The organism is Burkholderia sp. 4M9327F10, from assembly GCF_005503145.1.
Classification (GTDB): domain Bacteria; phylum Pseudomonadota; class Gammaproteobacteria; order Burkholderiales; family Burkholderiaceae; genus Paraburkholderia.
Window position 1 is genome coordinate 69,715 of sequence record NZ_SCNV01000005.1, and the last position, 14,601, is coordinate 84,315.

A 14,601-nucleotide genomic window follows, 5' to 3' on the forward strand; every position below is an offset into this window, starting at 1 on the left:
CCCGGCACAGAGGGACTTGATGAAAGTCTGATTATCGAACATGACGCGGATATCACGGCCAACCTCCATGACTATCTCGAGCGGCGGCAAGGAAATCGGCGTAGCATCAGACGGCGCAATGTGCCTTCATCTGGCTGTGACGCAGCACAGGGCCCATCCTGCAGGACCTGTCGCTGCCCGGCGATGACGGGTTGACCCCAAGGCAAAATCTGGTCTAGTCGTCGAATGCGCACACATCGATTCAAGGAGACTAGACGGCGATGAGTCAGGCGGTTGCTTGAGCGGGCCGCACTTCAACGGTGACATGCGACAGCCCCTTGAAGCGCCCAAGCACTGCGTGATAGAACCGCGAGTCTCGCTAGGCTTGGCTCGTCGCCACCGACACCACTGCGCTCATGTGACCTGGACTCACCCCTCATACTTGCAGGTCGACGACCTTGTCGCCACGGTCCCCGATAGCGTTCCGCACGTTCTGCGCCATGCGCCGGTCGGGATTCGTATCGAGCAGGATTGCGCCCGTGTCTCGCATCAGCCCATAAGATCAGTTTGCAATCACCAGCGCGCCGATGACACCCGCGAGCGGGCCCATCCGAGCCAGCAAAATGCGCTCGCCAGTAAGAGACCAATGATGGCCAGCACGGAAACCGCTGCATTGGCCATCACGCGGATGTCCGCAGACCGGATGTTATGGTCGCGAGTCGTTGCTTCGTGCGCGTCGTCGTGGTGTTCATGTTCTTCGAATTCGACTTCGTGCTCGCCTCCCGGCATCCGCACGATGGCTTTGAAGGCATGCGGCTCAGGAATGTCTTCCTTCGACACCAGTTATCCGCCACGGTCCGCCAGCGAGAATGCCCGTTGCGTCCCATCGGGACGTACTGGAGCGGTACCATGTTGTCCTCTCCGCATCGACATGAATGTCGTGGCGCCACCGTCAACCCGCCAGGAAGGCCACTCGATGAAATTATTGATTATCGAAGACGACTCAGCCATCGCGACCAACCTGTACGACTACCTGGAAGGCGCCGGATATGAGGTGGACCTTGCATCGGACGGCGTGATGGGGCTGCATCTCGCGGTCTCCCAGCAGTGGGACGCGATCCTGCTCGACCTGTCGTTGCCGGGCATGGATGGCCTGACGATCTGCCACAAGCTGCGCGACGAGGCGCGGCGCGATACGCCGATTCTGATGCTGACCGCCAGAGATACGCTGGATGACAGGCTCCAGGGTTTCGGACAGGGCGCAGACGACTATCTCGTCAAGCCGTTTTCACTACAGGAAGTGGGGGCCCGGCTGACCGCGTTGATCAAGCGCTACAAAGGCGAAGTGACGCTAGCGACGCTCCGTTGTGCTGACGTGCATTTCGATCTGACGACACTCGTTGTCGAGCGCGCCGGGCGGCCGCTCAGGCTGCCGCCGAAGTGTCTGCACCTGCTGCGCATCCTGATGCAGTCGCCAAATCGGGTATTCGGCCGCAGCGAGCTCGAAACCGAAGTCTGGGGCGAGCGGTTGCCGGACAGCGATACGCTGCGCGCGCACATCTACACGTTGCGTCGCGCGCTCACCGCGCACGGCGAGGACGATCTGATCGAAACGGTCCATGGACTCGGTTACCGGTTCGTGGTGAGCGATGCAAACGCGTCGTAGCCTGCGCTTCAAGGTCGCGCTGGTTTTCTCCGCGCTGACGATCCTGCTGCTGGTCGCGCAGGCGTTAGGCGTCAAGGCGCTTGCTGAAGCGCAGGAGGAGCGACTCATCAGCGCGCTGATCGACGATGACATGGCGACCCTGCTGAACAGCTACCGGCAGGATCCGAGGCTTGTGCCTCCGTTTGATCCGCGGCTCGGCGGCCACGTTTCGCCGACAGCTCACGTAAGCGTCACGCTGCCAGCGTCCATCGGGGACCTGTCCGATGGCACCCATGAAATTATCGTGAACGGTCGCGAGATTCATGTCGCGATCGCCCCGTTCGACGATGCGCGGGTGTATCGGGTCTACGACTTCAACGCCTACGAGCGGCGTTTCAAACAGGTGATTGATGCGCTGATGGCTTGTACGGGCGTATTCGCGCTGCTGACGATCTGGCTCGCATTCGGTTTGTCGCGCCTGCTGGTGCGTCAGGTCGCAGGCTTCGTGCGCCAGGTCAAGGCGCTGCGACTCGGCGAGTCTGGCGCGATCAATCCTGGCAGGTACGATGAAACGGAGGTCGTCGAGCTGGTCGACGCTTTCAACGATTACCACCGCCGCATGGCCCAAATGATCGAGCGCGAGAAGGAGTTCACTGGCAACGTCAGTCACGAATTGCGAACGCCGCTTACGGCCATCAGGACGAGTTGCGAGCTCCTCGGCCATGATGAGGAGCTCGGCGCGAAGTCGAGAGCGCGGCTGCGGCAGATCGACCGCGCGGCTAGCACCATGAGTGAACTGGTCAATGCGCTACTGCTGCTCGCGCGTGAGGAGTCTGTGGCGGATGTCGGTCCGCTGCGTCTTGCCGGCGCGATCGAACACGCGTTGGACCCTTTTTCCGAGCGTCTGAAGGCGAAAGGGGTCGAAGCGACGATCGAAGTCGATTGCCAGCTTCGTGTCGAGGCGAACGCTTCCGCGCTCGCGATCGTGCTGTCGAACCTGATCGATAACGCCACCCGATACACCGATCACGGGCGCATTCGTTTGACGCATATCGACGGCTGGCTGAAGATCGAGGACACGGGCAGAGGCATTCCGGCCGATGCGTTGCCATACGTGTTCGACCGGTTCTACCACGTGGACGCGACACGATCTTCGGCGCGCGGCTTCGGTATTGGCCTGTCGATCGTCAAAAAAATCTGTGATCTCTACGGGTGGGCGATCAAGCTCGATAGTGAGCCTGCCAAAGGCACATGTGTTTCGCTGCGGTTGCCGTCCGCGTAACCGATTTCCGCGGACTTCACAAAAACTTGACGTCTGCTTGACGGAAACTTCACAGCCTGCTGCGTAGCATGGGTTCATCGACCTTTCCGTGCCTGTGTGGAAAGTACATTTACCCTCTGTGAAGGAGTTTGCCATGAAATCGCTTATCGCCGCGCTCACTGTCGCGTCAACCGCCATTCTGCCCTCGGTTTCGTTCGCGCAGCCAACTCACGAACTCACCCGTGCCGAGGTTCGTGCCCAGTTGATTGATGCGCAGCAACAGGGACTGATTCCTCAATCCAAGAACGGGTATCCAGGTCCGGCGAAAACGTCTCCGGCAACTGGCGACACTACCGGGTACGGAGCACCAGCGGCCGAGAGTCAGCAGTCAGGTGCACCACGCTTGCAGCAACAATCGGCTCACCTGCCCTATGAGCACCACTAGGCTGACAAACGCATGCTGCAATGACTCTGATGTCGTCAATGCAGCATGCAGTCCGGCAGCATCGACTGAATCACGATGCACATTGGGGTGCGTGGAACTGGTTTGTGCGCAGACTGCGCCACCCGCCCCGGCGGCATTCGCGCCCGGCGCGAGCTTCGCACCTGACTGATATGCTCGCATGTGTTCAGGCGAGCAGGCCGCAAGAAGGTTGCGACCCGTGGGCGTCGTTTCCGGAGTCTCCGTGAGCGGTGGATCAGTCGTTAACGGCTGCGGCACTGGCATGGTTACCCACCCGGTCCGCAGCAGCCACGCTGCTGTTGCATCGGCGGACACTTCACGGAGCCGAACGAGCAGAACACGCAGCATTCCCCCGGACTGGCGTGCAGCAGGGCCTTGCAGTGGCTGCATTCGTAAAAGAACTGGCAGGCATCAGTGCGCATGGCTTCACGTCGGGTGAAGCCGCAGTGTGGACAGGTCAGCACGGATTCCAGCACGATTGCAGTCATCTCGGCGTCACTTCTGCACAGTCGAGGGATAGCCGGCATTCGTCGTCGCCCTGGTCAATGCTTCGGGCTGGGCCTTGTCGGGATCGAATGTCACAGTGGCGGTTTTCCTGTCGAAATCGACCTTGACCGCGCTCACGCCGGGCACCTTTTCAAGCGACTTGCGCACCGTGACCGGACAGAGCTCGCACGTCATGTTCTTCACGTCGAGCGTGACGGATTTCCGCGGGGCCGCCAGTGCGACGAGCGGCAAGGCGGCGAGCGCGGTAATCAGCAGTTTGAGCAGTTTGCGCATGGGAATCTCCCTTCAGGAAAACAGCTGAGCCAGTGACGGCACGGCTAGCAGCCCTAGCAGCGGGACCGTCACGATCCAGAACGTCAGCCGTTGCCGCTTCACCGTGCGCGGATCGACACACGGTGCGCCCGGTGCACAGACCTGCGGCACCAGATAGAGTCTGCGGAAGGCCAGGCCGAGAAACAGCAGCGTCAGCCCGATGAAGATGGGCCGGTACGGCGCCATCGCCGTCAGGCTACTTACGCATGTGCCACCGATGCCGAGCGCGAGCAGCACGAGCGGTGCGACACAGCACACTGACGCACCAATGGTCGCCAGTACGCCCGCGATCAGTGAGCCTTTCCCGGTGAGCTGCGTCATGTCCTTCTCCTTGAAGCGGTTTGCCCCCCGTGCGTCTCCAGATTCCGTGGTGTCATCAACGTTCCCGGTTCTGGCGGCAAAGCACGTTCACCGACAGCCTCCGTCAGACCGTCTCATCCTTTTGGCGCGACCCAGCCAGACAGCCGTCGCCCGTATAGACCACTGAAGACCATCAGTACCACCGCGACACCGACATTCCACATCACGATCATGACCGTCGCATCCAGCGGATGGAACAGCGACAGGGCGGCCGAAGTCATCGCGGCAACCGCAAGACTTCCGGTCATAACAATGGCCGTCGGAGCCAGGCGGGCCACGTAGCGCAGCATAAGGAGCATCGCCAGCGACAGCGGGATACCTGTGATCGCGAGCGTCGCAAAGCAGCGCGCGGTTTCGCCCGGCGACATCCCGTTCGGCCCAATGCTCACCCAGTCCGTTAGACACCCATAGCCAATCGTCGACATCCACACCACCACGGCGGGTGCCGGCAGCCATAACCACAACCGTGACCGGCCTGGCACGCTCGCTATGAATGACGCCGTTGAGGCGAGAACGGCGGTAATCAGGGCCGCTGCCACGCCAACGACAAAGGTCGGCTGACGCAGCTTGACCATGAGATCGGGCCGCACGCCATGCACGAGCGCGACCAGCGTCAGCATCAGCGCCGCAAACAGCAGCCAGCACAGGGCCCGCGTCACAGGCGGTCGCAGGCGCCGCACCGGTTTCGCGTCGGCAACCAGCGAATCGATCAGGTCGGACGTTGATTTCATGACCTGCCACCCCGCTTTTCGATCAACCGGCGCAGATTCTTCAGCGCACGATGCGTTGCTACTTTCAGTGCGACGACTGACATGCCGCTCGCGGCGGCGGCTTCCTTCAGCGACATTTCTTCCAGTTTCAGCATGCGTATGGCATCCCGTTGTCCGGCCGGCAAATGCTCGACGGCGTCACGCAGGGTACCGACATCCGCCGCCTCTTCCGGTAGATTCGCTTCGGCAACCTGAAAGGTTTCATGTTCCGGATCAAGCGGTGCTTCGTGCGCGCCGAGACGCCCCTGACGCCGCAGTCCGTCGACGATGCGCCGGTTGGCAATGGTGATCAGCCAGGGGCCAAACGGACGGGCCGGATCATACGTCTGGCGCACCGTGTGGAGGGTCAGAAGTATGTCCTGAACCGTGTCCTCGACGTCGCTCCGGTTGCCGATGTGGCGGCCGGCCAGCGCCCGTAAATATGGCGTGATCGCTTCGAGCAGGCGCCGGTACGCGTCCCGGTCGCCCGCCTGCACGTGAGCCATCAGCTTCGACCAGTCGAGCGTGCCATCGGGGCGCGTCTCTGACGTCTCGGGAGGATGATCCGGCACGGTCGCATCCTGAGCATTACGTACGACACTCAACATGGGGCCGGGGCGATGTGTTCTGGCAGACATGCCTGAATTTTGCACGTTCGGGCGGCTGTCTGCGTGGATATAAATTTTGCGTACGGCGTAACCTTTGGCCATCGTCCGGCGAATCTTCCTGCAGGTTGCGCTTCTGCGACCCCAACCTCAGGAGGATGCAAAATGAGCAGGCAACTGGGTAAGCCGCTACGGGTCGCTTCGACCCTGTCCGCCGCAATCGGTCTCGCGCTTGCGATGCAGGCGTTTCCGGGACAGGCGCAGGAGATGAAGGACATGAGCAAGATGCCGCAGGTCGTCAAGGACAACATGATGCGGATGCAGAAGGACAAGCTGGAAAAATGTTACGGCGTCAATTCGGTCGCGAAGAACGACTGCGCCGAGGGCGCACACTCGTGTGCCGGTCAGGCCACCCAGGCACGCGATACGAAGTCGTTCGTGCTGCTGCCGGCGGGTGACTGCTCGAAGATTCAGGGCGGCAAACTGCAGGCCAGCTAAGCCAATACCCGCCATGAGCTTTGCCGTGCTTCACGCGCAGGAAGCGTCCAGTCCGATTCCAGTGAAGGCTGGCATCGGACTGCGCTTTTGCCATCACCAGTCGGTGCTCGACACGCGACCCGCAGTCGCCTGGTTCGAGGTGCATACCGAGAACTACATGGGCGGAGGCACCGCACCTCATTACCTGGACGCGATTCGCCGTGACTATCCGGTTTCGTTACATGGCGTCGGTCTTTCGCTTGGGAGCGCGGAGGGGCTAGACGCCGCTCACCTGGAGCGGGTAGGCGAGGTAGTGGAGCGGATCGAACCCGGCCTCGTTTCCGAACATCTGTCGTGGAGCGTCACCGGCGGCACGTATCTGGCCGACCTGTTGCCGCTGCCGATGACCGAAGAAGCGTTGAGCGTCGTTTGCCAGCACGTGGATGAAGTGCAGGCTTGCCTCAGGCGACGCATCCTGGTGGAGAATCCGTCGACCTATCTGCGGTTCAGTCACTCGACGATTCCGGAGTGGGAATTCCTGACCCAGGTCGCGCAGCGTACCGGCTGCGGCATCCTGTGCGACGTCAACAACATCTACGTGAGCGCCTGCAATCACGGCTGGAACGCGATGACCTACCTCGGCACCTTGCCGCCGGCCGCGATCGGCGAAATCCATCTCGCCGGGCACAGCGTCCGGCAACTCGACAACGGCCGCGTGCTGCGCATCGACGATCACGGTTCACGCGTCGCACCGGAAGTCTGGGCGCTTTATCGCGAGGCGCTCAAGCGCTTCGGGCCGGTTCCGACACTGATCGAATGGGATACGGGCGTGCCGCCGATCGAAACCCTGATGGAAGAGGCCGCCACAGCCGGGGCCGCACTCGATAGGCGACGTCATGAATCCCCGCGTGCCAACGCTGCGTGAACTGCAGCGCGCGATGCAACGAAGCCTGCTTGAGGGCGTCGACGAGGACGTATCGGCTTATGTCATTGCCGACGGCCTCGACGCGCACGCACGGCTCGGCATCTATCGAAACACTCGCGCTGGCGTGCTTGCTACGGCCCTTCTTCTGGCCTTTCCGGCCGTGCAGCATCTGGTCGGTCCGGAGTTTTTTGAGGGCGCCGCAGGGTTATTCGTTGCACAGGGTCCGCCACAGAGCGCGTGGCTGGATGAGTACGGCGCAGGATTTCCGGACTTCCTGGACCGGCTGCCGCAAGCGGAGTCGGTGCCTTATCTCGCCGACGTGGCCCGTCTGGAATGGCACGTCAACCTCGTCCTGCACGCACCGGACGTCCGGTCTCTCGATATCGCGCGCCTGACGGCACTGAGCGAAGCGGAGCCGGCGCAACTGCACTTCCAGTCTCACCCAGCGGTACGCCTGCTGCGATGTGAATTCCCCGTTGACGTCATCTGGCGCGCAGTACTGGAGCGCGATGACCGGGCCATGGAAGCGGTCGATCTCGCAGAGGGGCCCGTCTGGCTGCTGGTTCACCGGACGCAGAGCGGTATCGAAGTGATGCGTCTGGGCGAGTGCGAATGGCGCTTTACAGCAATGCTTTTTTCGGGAAAGTCGTTGTCCGCAGCGCTGCAAGATGCGCCATGCGATGACGCGCACGCCTTGCTGGCCACGCACCTGGCCCGGGGACGCCTTGCGGAGGTCAGCCTGGTCCCCGGGGCGCTTGCAGACGAGTTCCGGAGGACTCACCCATGACACGCTCTCACCCGTCCATCAGCCGGTTACCGGTCAGCAGCAGTCGAATCGCGCGTCTTGACGGATGGCTCGAGCGTGTGCCGTACGCGCTCCTTGCCATCCCGCTACGAATCGCGGTGGCGACCATTTTCTGGAACTCCGCGATGGCCAAACTGGCGAACTGGGAGACCGCCCTTGCCCTGTTCCGGGACGAATACAGACTGCCGGTCCTGCCACCGGAACTTGCAGCCTACATGGCCGTTTCGATCGAGTTGACGACGCCGCTGCTGCTGATACTTGGCCTGGCGACGCGGCCCGTAGCGTTTGTACTTCTGGGAATGACCACCGTCATTGAGATATTCGTCTACCCCCAGGCATGGCCCACCCATATCCAGTGGGCCGCCATGCTGCTGGTGCTGCTATGTCGCGGCGCCGGAACCTGGTCCGTCGACTATTGGTTACGAAAGCGCTGGATCGGCCAAATCGCCGAAGACGGGCCGACTTCACGATGACTTGACGTCTTCTTGACGAAAACTTCACAACCGCTTGCGTAGCATCCAGGTCTGTCACCATCCGGTCACGTGGCCAATAAACCCATGGATGCCAATATGCGTCGATTATGGCTGCTTGCCTGCGCCCTGCTGGCGGGCTGCGCAACTTATCACCCGCAGCCGATCGCGCCGATGCAACTCGCCCAACGCTTCGAGGAGCGTACGCTTGCGAGTGCTGATTTGCGTGCGTACCTCGGCCGGCTGGTCGGGCACGATATCGATCCGTGGCCGCTGCCGCGCTGGAACCGCGAGATGCTCACGCTCGCAGCGGACTACTACAGCCCAGCCCTCGATATCGCGCGGGCACAATGGGGCACCGCCAAAGCAGGCATCGACGTCGCGAGTGCGATTCCGAACCCGGTGCTGCAACTGCCGTTCCAGTACGCGACGCCGAACCCGGGGCCCGGTGCGCCGTGGGTCGTCGGCCCTGCGCTCGACATTCCGGTCGAGACCGCGCACAAGCGCGGCTACCGGATCGACCAGGCATCGCACCTGTCGGAAGCCGCGCGTCTGGCCATCGGCAACGAGGCGTGGACCGTGCGCACCCAGGTGCGCGACGCGCTGATTTCGCTCTACGCCGCCCGGCAGCACACCGCATTCCTGTCGCGCAAGGTCGATGCACAGCAGCAGATCGTCGCGATGGTGACGAAACGCCGCTCGGTTGGCGAAAACTCCGGACCGGACGTCGACGCGGCAGTGCTCGCAGCCACCCAGGCACAGGCCGATCTTGCCGCCGCACGCAGCGCGGAGCACGACGCGCGTGCGCTGCTCGCAATGGCGATCGGCGTGCCGGTGGCTGCGCTCGACGGGGTCCAGCTCGATCTCGACACGTTCGGCGCTGCCCCACCTGCGCCACCCGCCGCTGAGGTCCAGCGCGAGGCCGTATTCCATCGCGCCGATCTGCTCGCATCGCTTGCCGACTATGCGGCCGCCGAGTCGGCGCTGCAGCTCGAGGTCGCGAAGCAGTATCCGGACATCCATTTCGGTCCCGGCTACACGTACGACACCGGCACGCACAAGATCGCGTTCGGGCTCGCCGGTATCACGCTGCCGGTCTTCGACCAGAACCAGGGCGGCATCGCGCAGGCGGAGGCGAAACGCAAGGAGGCCGTCGCGCGCACCACGGCCTTGCAGGACACGATTTTCAACGATCTCGACCATGCGCTCACCCAATACCAGGCGAGCCTTGACGCGGTGCAACTCTCCGTCGCACACCTCGCCACCGCGCGAAAGCTGCTGGACAGCCAGGCTGCGAGCTTCACGGCCGGCAACACCGACCGTCTGGCGCTAACCCAGGCGAGAGCAGATTACCAGGCGAGCGAGATTACCCATCTGGACGCCGTGGTCGCCGCACAGCAGACAGCCGGCAGGCTTGAAGACGCGATGCAGCGGCCCCTCGCACCGGAAACAGCCAATCCCACCGTGACCCAGGACGAGATATCACGATGAAACGCCGACTGATTCTCCTTTCCGTTGCCTCTGTGGCGCTGGTTGCGGGTGCGGGATGGTACATCCACCGGACCTTCGACGCGAGCCCGAGCGCGTCCGGCGCATCGGCGCAAGTCGCGCCCGGCCAGCCGGTGCCGACAGTGCAAACGGTCAATGGTGAAACGGTGGTGGTGGTCGCAGCCGATGTGCAGCGCGCCAGCCATATCGACGTCGCACCACTGGTGGCCGTGGCGATCCGGCCGTCAAACGATGCATACGCGGCGGTGGTCGACCTGCAGCCACTGTTCGATCTACGCAACCGCCAGGCCACGGCACGGGCGGACTACGAGACTCTGCGCGCACAGGCCGGCAACTCCCGGGCGCAGTACGAGCGCAGCCGTGTGCTTTTCGAGGACGACCGCAACATCTCGCAGAAGAGCCTGCAGGACGCGGGGGCGGTGATGCAGGCGGATCAGGCGAAGCTGCGGGCGGCCGAATCGGCGCAAAGCGGTCTGGAAGCGACCATGCGGCAGCAGTTCGGCGACGCGCTCACGAGCGCCGCGATGGCACCGGCCTCGAGCCTGTTCCAGCGCCTGCTGACTGGGCGCACCAGCGTGTTGCGGGTCACGCTGCCGGGCGACTACACCGGCGCCGCACCCGCGCAGATCACGGTCGACACCCCCGACGGCCAGCAGGTCGCGGCGCAGATGCTCTCCGCCTCGCCGCAAGGCGACCCGGCGGTGCAGGGCAACCCGTACTTCTATGCGACCGGCAGCACGCTGCCCGTCGGCACCCGGACGAGCGCGCACCTGCCGTCGTCGAATCCGGGTACATCCGGGATTGCGATTCCTGAACGTGCCGTCGTGTGGTACGGCGGGCAACGATGGGTCTATGTGCGCACCGCGCCGACCCGCTTCACACGGCGCTTCGTTGCGGCCACGACGACGTACACGGGCGATCAGGGACTCGTTGTGAGCAGCGGCCTTCATGCCGGCGACCAGGTGGTGATCGATGGCGCGCAATTGCTGCTCTCCGAGGAACTGCGGCCACAAGGGATTGCCACGGCCTGCAAGGATCCGCCCGAATGCGATGACTGATCCGTCACCCTCCTGCGCACAACACGAAACCAGCAACTGCTCATGCTCAACGCGATCATCCGGTTTTCGCTGCGCTTTCGCGGCGTTATATACGCGCTTGCCGTGCTGCTGGCCGGCTACGGTCTCTATACGCTCACGCGCGCGAAGCTCGATGTCTTTCCGGAGTTCGCACCGCCGATGAGCATCGTCCAGACCGAGGCGCCGGGTCTGACGAGCGAGCAGGTCGAGACCCTTGTGACCCAACGGATCGAAAACGCGCTCGCCGGCATGGCCGGTCTGCAGTCGATGCGTTCGAAGTCGCTGCAGGGACTGTCGGCGATCACGGTGGTGTTCGACAGCCATGCGAACCTGATGCAGGTCCGGCAGCTGGTGTCCGAGCGCGTCAATGCACTGATCGCGACGCTGCCTGCTGGCGTGCAACCGCCCAGGCTGCTGCCGCTCACCACCACGACGAGTGTGGTGCGCACCCTTGGCCTGACGTCGAAGACACGCTCGCTGATGGACCTCTATGACATCGCGCAGTGGACGGTCAAGCCGCAACTGTTAAGCGTGCCTGGCGTCGCGGATACCATCGTATTCGGCGGCGACACGCGGCAACTGCAGATCCAGGTCGATCCGGTGAAGCTGATGCGCTACGGCCTGTCGATCCAGGACGTGATCGCTGCGGCCCGCACGTCCACTGGCGTGCGCGGCGCAGGCTTCATCGAGAACGCCAATCAGCGCATCGCCATCAATACCGATGGTCAGATCAGAACACCCGACGTACTGGCCGGTGTAGTGCTGCGCTGGAGCAATGGCGCAGCCGTGCGGCTAGGCGATGTCGCGACTGTCACATGGGGCAGTGCGCCGGCGGTGGGTGCAGCGTCGATCATGGGGCAGCCGGGCGTGATGCTGGTGCTCGAAAGCCAGTACGGCACCAATACGCTGGCTGTCACGAACGACATCGAGAAGACGCTCGCCTCGCTCAGGCCGGTCCTGGCCCAGCAAGGTGTCGACCTGAACACGAACGTGTTCCGGCCGGCTAATTTCATCGACGTGGCTGTCGCCCATTTGCGCACGGCATTGCTGGTCGGCGCGGTGCTGGTGATTGCGGTGCTGTTCCTGTTCCTGCTCAATATCCGGACCGCGGTCATTTCAGCCGTCGCGATTCCGCTGTCACTGCTGGTCGCGATCATCGTCCTGAGTGCGTTCGGCGTGAGCCTGAACACGATGACGCTCGGCGGCCTCGCGATCGCACTCGGCGAAGTGGTCGATGACGCGATCATCGACGTCGAAAACATCTACCGGCGGCTGCGCGAGAATCGTAGCCGGCCCGAACCCCTTCCGTCGTTCCCGGTCGTGCTGCGCGCATCGCTCGAAGTGCGAAGCGCAGTAGTCTTCGCCACCTTTATTGTGATGCTGATCTTCCTGCCGGTGCTGACGCTCTCGGGAATTGCCGGCAAGCTGTTTGCGCCGCTCGGCGTGGCCTACATCCTCGCGGTACTGGCGTCGCTCGGCGTGGCGCTTACGCTTACACCAGCGATGGCGCTTGCGCTGTTGACCCGCGGCCCGTTGCCGGCACACGAGCCCCGATTCCTCACCTGGCTGAAAACGCGCTATACCGCGGTGCTCATGAAGGTCGAGCAGCGGGTAAAGACAGTGATGGTGGTCGTCGCGCTGATGTGCGTCGCGGCCCTGGCCTCGCTACCGTTCATGAGCGGCAATTTCATCCCGGAGTTGCGCGAGTGCCACTTCATCGTCCATATGGGACTCGCGCCTGGCACGTCGCTCACCGAGTCGATGCGCATCGGCACGCAGGTTTCGCAGGCGCTGATACATATCCCTGGGGTGCGCCTGGTCGCGCAACGCGCCGGCCGGGCCAACGAGGTGGTCGACCCGGTCGGTGTGCAACTGAGCGAGTTCGAGGTCGACCTCGAACCGATGGGCGCGGCCCGGCAGAGCACGACACTGCGCCACATCCAGCAAGCGCTCGCGCGCTTTCCCGGTCTTACCACGTCAGTCAATACGTTCCTTGTCGAGCGCATTGACGAGACCATCTCTGGCGTCACAGCGCCCGTCGTCGTCAATGTGTTTGGTGATGACCTCGACGTGATTGACCGCAAGGCCCAGGAGATCGCCCGTTTGCTCGGGACGATCCATGGGGCCGCAGGCGTGAACGTTGAATCACCTCCGGGCATCCCGGAACTTGACGTCAGGCTGAAGCCTGACCAGTTGAGCCGCTGGGGCTTCCGGCCGGTGGACGTGCTTGATGCGATCCAGAGCGCCTGGCAGGGCGCGACAGTCGCCCAAACCTACGAAGGCAGCCGGAGCTACGACGTCACGGTGGTTCTCGCGCCCGCTGCGCGCAAGGATCTGGCCGACGTCGGCTCGCTGATGCTGCGCAATCCGGACGGGCTGGCCATACCGCTGCGCGCACTCGCGGCCATCACGCAGGTATCTGGCCGGTACCAGATCACGCACGACGGCGGACGAAGGATGCAAACCGTCTCGGTCAACCTCGGCAGCCGTGCGGTGAGCGATTTTGTCGGCGAAGCGCAGGCGCGCGTGAATCGCGAAATCGTGATGCCCAAAGGCACCTACGCGGTGTTCTCCGGCGAGAGCGAGGCACGCGCGCAGTCACAGCACGACCTGCTTGCATACGGCGCGATGTCCGCGGTCGGCATTGCACTGCTGCTCTTCCTTGCGCTGAAAAGCCGGCGAGGGGTTGCGCTGGTCATGCTAAACCTGCCGTTCGCGCTGGTGGGTGGCGTGCTGAGCGTGCTGCTCACCGGTGCCAACCTGTCACTCGGCGGCATGGTGGGCTTCGTGACCCTGTTCGGCATCTCGCTGCGCAACTCGATTATGCTGATCAGCCACCTCGAACACCTCGTGCATGTCGAAGGGGTGCCGTGGGGCATCGACGCCGCGGTACGCGGTGCGTCCGAACGGTTGATCCCGATCCTGATGACGGCGCTCGTGACCGCGCTCGCGCTGCTTCCGCTGGCGCTCACGAGTGGCGCGGCAGGCAACGAGATCGAGGGGCCCATGGCGATCGTCATTCTCGGCGGACTCGCCACCTCGACGCTACTGAACCTGATCGTGCTGCCGGCACTCGCGCTACGCTACGGACGATTCGAGCGCGACACGCTGGCTGATGTGGAAGCAACGTCATCGAACGGATAGGGCAAAGCAGTCTGACTGCCAGCGTGCAGGCAGGACAACGAGGCGTTTTCGGTGCGACTGGTGCCGTAAACCTTGAAACACAGCGGGGGCTAGTTTCCTCAATGAGGAGAATCGCCATGTCGACCACTCGATACACGTTCGACGCCCTCTGCATGATGGCAGGTGCCGCATGTTCTTTGCTGGTGAGCAAGCCTGCGCCCGGATGCGCTGCCGGAGAGAAAACCGGGACATCGACGCCCTGTGGTGTTCGTTGTACGGCAGCAACCTGACTGGGGCGGGGCGGCCCGGTCGTTGGCATATAGCGTCGTGACACG

Annotated in this window: 15 protein-coding genes and 1 pseudogene; 10 read left to right on the top strand and 6 right to left on the bottom strand. The window is 63.2% G+C overall.

Annotated features, from left to right (window positions below; translation table 11 throughout):
- Positions 1 to 265 precede the first annotated feature (265 nt).
- Positions 266 to 876, bottom strand: a pseudogene (locus tag FFS45_RS07390) (cation transporter); the annotation flags it as partial.
- 79 nt (positions 877 to 955) lie between these two features.
- On the opposite strand from FFS45_RS07390, the gene FFS45_RS07395 reads away from it, so the two are divergent.
- The 3 genes from FFS45_RS07395 to FFS45_RS07405 all read left to right on the top strand — a co-directional run bounded on the left by FFS45_RS07395 (position 956) and on the right by FFS45_RS07405 (position 3,330).
- Positions 956 to 1,645, top strand: a complete 690-nt coding sequence (locus FFS45_RS07395) for a response regulator transcription factor (RefSeq protein WP_137954056.1) — start codon at positions 956 to 958, stop codon at positions 1,643 to 1,645.
- Positions 1,629 to 2,906: a HAMP domain-containing sensor histidine kinase gene (locus FFS45_RS07400; protein WP_137954057.1), complete on the top strand. Its 1,278-nt coding sequence runs from the start codon at positions 1,629 to 1,631 to the stop codon at positions 2,904 to 2,906. Before FFS45_RS07395 ends, FFS45_RS07400 begins: the two co-directional genes overlap by 17 nt.
- A 133-nt stretch (positions 2,907 to 3,039) precedes the next feature.
- The gene (locus FFS45_RS07405) at positions 3,040 to 3,330 is read left to right on the top strand and encodes a DUF4148 domain-containing protein (RefSeq protein WP_137954058.1); all 291 of its coding nucleotides are present in this window, start codon (positions 3,040 to 3,042) and stop codon (positions 3,328 to 3,330) included.
- A 284-nt stretch (positions 3,331 to 3,614) separates the two neighbouring features.
- On the opposite strand, the gene FFS45_RS42280 is transcribed toward FFS45_RS07405, so the two are convergent.
- From FFS45_RS42280 to FFS45_RS07430, 5 genes are all read right to left on the bottom strand, one after another.
- Positions 3,615 to 3,836 carry a GDCCVxC domain-containing (seleno)protein gene (locus tag FFS45_RS42280; protein ID WP_137954059.1) on the bottom strand — a complete coding sequence of 74 codons (222 nt, stop codon included), beginning with the start codon at positions 3,834 to 3,836 and terminating at the stop codon, positions 3,615 to 3,617.
- A 7-nt stretch (positions 3,837 to 3,843) separates the two neighbouring features.
- Positions 3,844 to 4,119, bottom strand: coding sequence for a mercury resistance system periplasmic binding protein MerP (merP, locus tag FFS45_RS07415; RefSeq protein WP_137954147.1), 276 nt, complete (start codon positions 4,117 to 4,119; stop codon positions 3,844 to 3,846).
- A gap of 21 nt (positions 4,120 to 4,140) precedes the next feature.
- Complete coding sequence (locus FFS45_RS07420; RefSeq protein ID WP_137954060.1) at positions 4,141 to 4,488, bottom strand: mercuric transporter MerT family protein; 348 nt, start codon at positions 4,486 to 4,488, stop codon at positions 4,141 to 4,143.
- Positions 4,489 to 4,601: 113 nt separating this feature from the next.
- A complete protein-coding gene (locus tag FFS45_RS07425) occupies positions 4,602 to 5,258 on the bottom strand; it encodes a DUF1109 domain-containing protein (protein WP_137954061.1) in 657 nt (218 codons plus the stop codon).
- A complete protein-coding gene (locus tag FFS45_RS07430) occupies positions 5,255 to 5,848 on the bottom strand; it encodes a sigma-70 family RNA polymerase sigma factor (protein ID WP_249362709.1) in 594 nt (197 codons plus the stop codon). Before FFS45_RS07430 ends, FFS45_RS07425 begins: the two co-directional genes overlap by 4 nt.
- 198 nt (positions 5,849 to 6,046) lie before the next feature.
- Between FFS45_RS07430 and FFS45_RS07435 the strand changes: the two genes are divergently transcribed.
- The 7 genes from FFS45_RS07435 (at position 6,047) to FFS45_RS07465 (ending at position 14,287) form a co-directional block, all read left to right on the top strand.
- Positions 6,047 to 6,379 (top strand): DUF2282 domain-containing protein, encoded by a 333-nt coding sequence (locus FFS45_RS07435; protein ID WP_137954063.1) that lies wholly within the window; start codon positions 6,047 to 6,049, stop codon positions 6,377 to 6,379.
- Between the two features lie 13 nt (positions 6,380 to 6,392).
- Positions 6,393 to 7,283 (top strand): DUF692 domain-containing protein, encoded by an 891-nt coding sequence (locus FFS45_RS07440; protein ID WP_137954064.1) that lies wholly within the window; start codon positions 6,393 to 6,395, stop codon positions 7,281 to 7,283.
- Positions 7,255 to 8,070, top strand: coding sequence for a DNA-binding domain-containing protein (locus FFS45_RS07445; protein WP_137954065.1), 816 nt, complete (start codon positions 7,255 to 7,257; stop codon positions 8,068 to 8,070). Before FFS45_RS07440 ends, FFS45_RS07445 begins: the two co-directional genes overlap by 29 nt.
- Entirely contained in the window at positions 8,067 to 8,561 is a 495-nt protein-coding gene (locus tag FFS45_RS07450) for a DoxX family protein (RefSeq protein ID WP_137954066.1), read from the top strand. The genes FFS45_RS07445 and FFS45_RS07450 overlap by 4 nt, the downstream gene beginning before the upstream one ends.
- A gap of 96 nt (positions 8,562 to 8,657) precedes the next feature.
- Positions 8,658 to 10,049, top strand: coding sequence for a TolC family protein (locus tag FFS45_RS07455; RefSeq protein WP_137954067.1), 1,392 nt, complete (start codon positions 8,658 to 8,660; stop codon positions 10,047 to 10,049).
- Positions 10,046 to 11,125, top strand: a complete 1,080-nt coding sequence (locus FFS45_RS07460) for a metal transporter (protein ID WP_137954068.1) — start codon at positions 10,046 to 10,048, stop codon at positions 11,123 to 11,125. Before FFS45_RS07455 ends, FFS45_RS07460 begins: the two co-directional genes overlap by 4 nt.
- 42 nt (positions 11,126 to 11,167) lie before the next feature.
- On the top strand, positions 11,168 to 14,287 hold the full coding sequence (locus FFS45_RS07465; RefSeq protein ID WP_137954069.1) for an efflux RND transporter permease subunit: 3,120 nt from the start codon (positions 11,168 to 11,170) through the stop codon (positions 14,285 to 14,287).
- The last annotated feature ends 314 nt before the right edge of the window (positions 14,288 to 14,601 follow it).